Raw genomic sequence first — 5,000 nt, 5'->3', positions numbered from 1 at the left:
GTTAACATTTTCATCTTTCAATGTCAACTAAGTTTTTTATTTCATTTGTCGCTTGCGATGTTAATGTCATCGGCGACTTGTTCTATATTACACTTCATTTATATAATCGTCAATACATTATTTTAAAAAACTTTATATTTTATAGAATTCATTTACGTAATCAAATTATCTATTTACGTATTTCTTCTATAGTTATATACAAGCACCCCACAGAACTATCTATAGGGTGCTATTCCATCATAAAAGCTATTGTTCTTTTGACGGCACTGAACAACTTCCATCAGTACAAGAAAGGTCGCTTCCACCATCTACTGAAAGTTCCTGTAACTTCGGTGCAGGATTCTCTTCTTCCCAAACTTGCTGGAGTGCACCAACAAAAGTTTCAAGTGGTTGTGCACCTGAAATAGCATACTTTTGATTAATAATAAAATAAGGTACTCCCGAAATTTGATATTGCTGTGCAATTGCTTCATCAACCCTAACATCGTTTGCATACACATTTTTATCATTAATAACATTTAAAGCTTCTTGCTTATCTAAACCTGAAGCTTCAGCGATAGTAGCAAGTGTATCCACATCACTTAAATTTTTCGATTCAGTGAAATATGCAAAAAGTAGATTTTCCGTAATCTCCTTTTCTTTTCCATGATTCTTTGCAAACTTCGCAAGACGATGCGCATCAAACGTATTCGTCGGCTTCATCTCATCAAAATTAAAACTTAAACCCATACTAGCTGCATGATTTCCTAGCTGTACGTTATTACGCTTAGCTTCTTCAATACTAATCCCATACTTTGATGCAAGCACTTCATTAATACTTGTTCCAGAGTAAACGGGAGTATTCGGATCCAACTCAAAACTTTTAAACTCAACTTCAACATCCTTCTTATGTGGAAATTGCTCTAAAGCCATCTCCAATCTACGTTTCCCAATATAGCAAAATGGGCATACAAAATCCGACCAAACCTCAATTTTCATGTAAACACCTCATTAACATTTAGTTTTCAATCATTGTAGCACTGAGATTAAGGAATTCAAAAGTTTTTGCTCTATCTCCTTCATATAGTACATACAAAAATACACTTATAGCAGACTACCTAATTAACAAAAAACGATAATCAAAAGGATTAACTATTATCCCTCCGATTATCGTCTATATAAATGCAACAACTTTAATTATGCCGGAATATACTTCCCTACGAACTTCCATACGGTATTCCAATATTTATTCGAATCTACTTTCTCCGCTTCTCCATGCCCAGCACCTGGAACAATTAATTTCTCTTTTTCTACTTTTGCAGCATTATATACTTCATCTAACATTTCAAAAGGAACGAATGTATCAGCATCCCCATGAATGAATAGCATAGGTGTTTTACTTTTCGCAACTTGTTTTACAGCTGAGGCCTCTTCTAAATCGTACCCAGCTCTTAATTTAGTAACCGTATTTGCCGCATTCATAACAGGGAACTTCGGCAAGTGGAATAGATCTTTTAGTTGATAAGTAAATTCATCAATAACAGTTGAGTATCCACAATCTTCAATAATAACTTTAACATTAGAAGGTAAATCTTCTCCTGAAGTCATCATTACAGTTGCCCCGCCCATTGAAACACCAAATAGAGCTATTTCAGCATTAGGATCTTTCTTTAAGATTTGTTGAATCCAAATCAAAACATCTTTACGATCATGCCAGCCCATACCAACATAATCCCCTTCACTATTTCCGTGTCCACGAAGGTCTGGTGCTATGACATTATAGCCTTGTTCATAAAAGTTACGAATATATTTCGTCATTTCTGATGCTCTACCATTGTATCCATGAACCACAATTGCCCATTTATGACTAGATTGTTCATTCATATATTCATAGCCTTTTAAATTCAATTTATCGAAAGAACGTATAGTTAATGTGTTAGGTTTATACTTCGATACGAAGTTCGCATTCTTTTCTTCATTTGTAGCCAATACATCTCCCGATGCATTTACCGTTTCTACTAAATGAGGATTATCTTGTAAAAACTCTTTTTCTTGTTTCGCATTCAACGCGTAGTTATAAAAATAATTCCCAACTAACATATACACGATTACTAGAAGGACTAAGACTACTATAGTAATTATACCTATCCTTTTCATATTATCTCCTTTTCTAACTTAAATCTTCTTATATTAAAGTACATCAAAAAAACAACTGTACTATTTTAACACACTGGTGAATTTTATCTTTAAGAAATAAAATAGAAAATCTTAAATTACATATCAAAAATCACGAAAGAAATCGAATAAAACTTATATAGATATGTAATTAGCTTTGAAAAAAAGTTACAAAACACAAAAAAGACGAGTCATTCTGACTCGTCTTAAGCTTGCTTGGCGACGTCCTACTCTCACAGGGACAAGGTCCCAACTACCATCGGCGCTAGAGAGCTTAACTTCCGTGTTCGGTATGGGAACGGGTGTGACCTCTCTGCCATCATCACCAAACTATTGAAGGCATATTCCTTCAAAACTAGATAACATTTGCTACATATTATATGGTTAAGTCCTCGATCTATTAGTATTCGTCAGCTCCACATGTCACCATGCTTCCACCTCGAACCTATCAACCTGATCATCTTTCAGGGATCTTACTAGCTTACGCTATGGGAAATCTCATCTTGAGGGGGGCTTCATGCTTAGATGCTTTCAGCACTTATCCCTTCCGCACATAGCTACCCAGCTATGCCCTTGGCAGAACAACTGGTACACCAGCGGTGCGTCCATCCCGGTCCTCTCGTACTAAGGACAGCTCCTCTCAAATTTCCTACGCCCACGACGGATAGGGACCGAACTGTCTCACGACGTTCTGAACCCAGCTCGCGTACCGCTTTAATGGGCGAACAGCCCAACCCTTGGGACCGACTACAGCCCCAGGATGCGATGAGCCGACATCGAGGTGCCAAACCTCCCCGTCGATGTGGACTCTTGGGGGAGATAAGCCTGTTATCCCCGGGGTAGCTTTTATCCGTTGAGCGATGGCCCTTCCATGCGGAACCACCGGATCACTAAGCCCGACTTTCGTCCCTGCTCGACTTGTAGGTCTCGCAGTCAAGCTCCCTTATGCCTTTGCACTCTACGAATGATTTCCAACCATTCTGAGGGAACCTTTGGGCGCCTCCGTTACACTTTAGGAGGCGACCGCCCCAGTCAAACTGCCCACCTGACACTGTCTCCCGGGTCGATAAGACCCGTAGGTTAGAATTTCAATACAGTCAGGGCGGTATCCCACCAGCGCCTCCACCGAAGCTAGCGCTCCGGTTTCAATGGCTCCCGCCTATCCTGTACAAACTGTACCAAAATTCAATATCAGGCTACAGTAAAGCTCCACGGGGTCTTTCCGTCCTGTCGCGGGTAACCTGCATCTTCACAGGTACTATAATTTCACCGAGTCTCTGGTTGAGACAGTGCCCAAATCGTTACACCTTTCGTGCGGGTCGGAACTTACCCGACAAGGAATTTCGCTACCTTAGGACCGTTATAGTTACGGCCGCCGTTTACTGGGGCTTCAGTTCAGAGCTTCGCTTACGCTAACCCCTCTCCTTAACCTTCCAGCACCGGGCAGGTGTCACCCCCTATACTTCGCCTTACGGCTTCGCAGAGAGCTGTGTTTTTGCTAAACAGTCGCTTGGGCCTATTCACTGCGGCTTTCCGTTAAGAAAGCACCCCTTCTCCCGAAGTTACGGGGTCATTTTGCCGAGTTCCTTAACCAGAGTTCTCTCGCACACCTTAGGATTCTCTCCTCGCCTACCTGTGTCGGTTTGCGGTACAGGCACCTTTTATCTCGCTAGAAGCTTTTCTTGGCAGCGGGGAATCAAAGACTTCGCTCCATAAGGAGCTTCCCCATCACAGCTCAGCCTTCACGATAAGCGGATTTGCCTACTTATCAGCCTAACTGCTTGGACGTGCACAACCAATCGCACGCTTCTTCTATCCTTCTGCGTCCCTCCATTGCTCAAACGATAAAGAGGTGGTACAGGAATATCAACCTGTTGTCCATCGCCTACGCCTGTCGGCCTCGGCTTAGGTCCTGACTAACCCTGAGCGGACGAGCCTTCCTCAGGAAACCTTAGGCATTCGGTGGACGGGATTCTCACCCGTCTTTCGCTACTCATACCGGCATTCTCACTTCTAAGCGCTCCACCAGTCCTTCCGGTCTGACTTCACTGCACTTAGAACGCTCCCCTACCACTGATACCATTGGTATCAATTCGCAGCTTCGGTGGTGTATTTAGCCCCGGTACATTTTCGGCGCAGAGTCACTCGACTAGTGAGCTATTACGCACTCTTTAAATGGTGGCTGCTTCTAAGCCAACATCCTAGTTGTCTAAGCAACTCCACATCCTTTTCCACTTAATACACACTTTGGGACCTTAGCTGGCGATCTGGGCTGTTTCCCTCTTGACTACGGATCTTATCACTCGCAGTCTGACTCCTAAGGATAAGTCATTGGCATTCGGAGTTTGACTGAATTCGGTAATCCGATGAGGACCCCTAGTTCAATCAGTGCTCTACCTCCAAGACTCTTACACTTAAGGCTAGCCCTAAAGCTATTTCGGGGAGAACCAGCTATCTCCAGGTTCGATTGGAATTTCTCCGCTACCCACACCTCATCCCCGCACTTTTCAACGTGCGTGGGTTCGGGCCTCCATTCAGTGTTACCTGAACTTCACCCTGGACATGGGTAGATCACCTGGTTTCGGGTCTACGACCACGTACTAAACGCCCTATTCAGACTCGCTTTCGCTGCGGCTCCGCCTCTTCAGCTTAACCTTGCACGGGATCGTAACTCGCCGGTTCATTCTACAAAAGGCACGCCATCACCCATTAACGGGCTCTGACTATTTGTAGGCACACGGTTTCAGGATCTCTTTCACTCCCCTTCCGGGGTGCTTTTCACCTTTCCCTCACGGTACTGGTTCACTATCGATCACTAGGGAGTATTTAGCCTTGGGAGATGGTCC

At 43.1% G+C, this 5,000-nt stretch carries 2 protein-coding genes and 2 rRNA genes (1 of these 4 running past the window's edge); all 4 read right to left on the bottom strand.

Translation table 11 applies throughout. The features are described 5' to 3' along the window. Positions 1-246: 246 nt before the first annotated feature. Positions 247-978 (bottom strand): DsbA family oxidoreductase, encoded by a 732-nt coding sequence (locus JFU02_RS20780; RefSeq protein WP_000687925.1) that lies wholly within the window; start codon positions 976-978, stop codon positions 247-249. A gap of 198 nt (positions 979-1,176) precedes the next feature. Continuing rightward, positions 1,177-2,136, bottom strand: a complete 960-nt coding sequence (locus JFU02_RS20775) for an alpha/beta hydrolase (RefSeq protein ID WP_000821103.1) — start codon at positions 2,134-2,136, stop codon at positions 1,177-1,179. A gap of 232 nt (positions 2,137-2,368) precedes the next feature. Beyond that, positions 2,369-2,484 (bottom strand): 5S ribosomal RNA (rrf, locus tag JFU02_RS20770). Between the two features lie 50 nt (positions 2,485-2,534). Continuing rightward, positions 2,535-5,000 (bottom strand): 23S ribosomal RNA (locus JFU02_RS20765) (it continues 456 nt past the right edge of the window).

This window comes from Bacillus sp. TH13 (genome assembly GCF_016651175.1).
In the GTDB taxonomy this organism is placed as follows: Bacteria; Bacillota; Bacilli; order Bacillales; family Bacillaceae_G; genus Bacillus_A; species Bacillus_A thuringiensis_S.
This window is presented reverse-complemented; position numbering and strand designations above follow the sequence as displayed.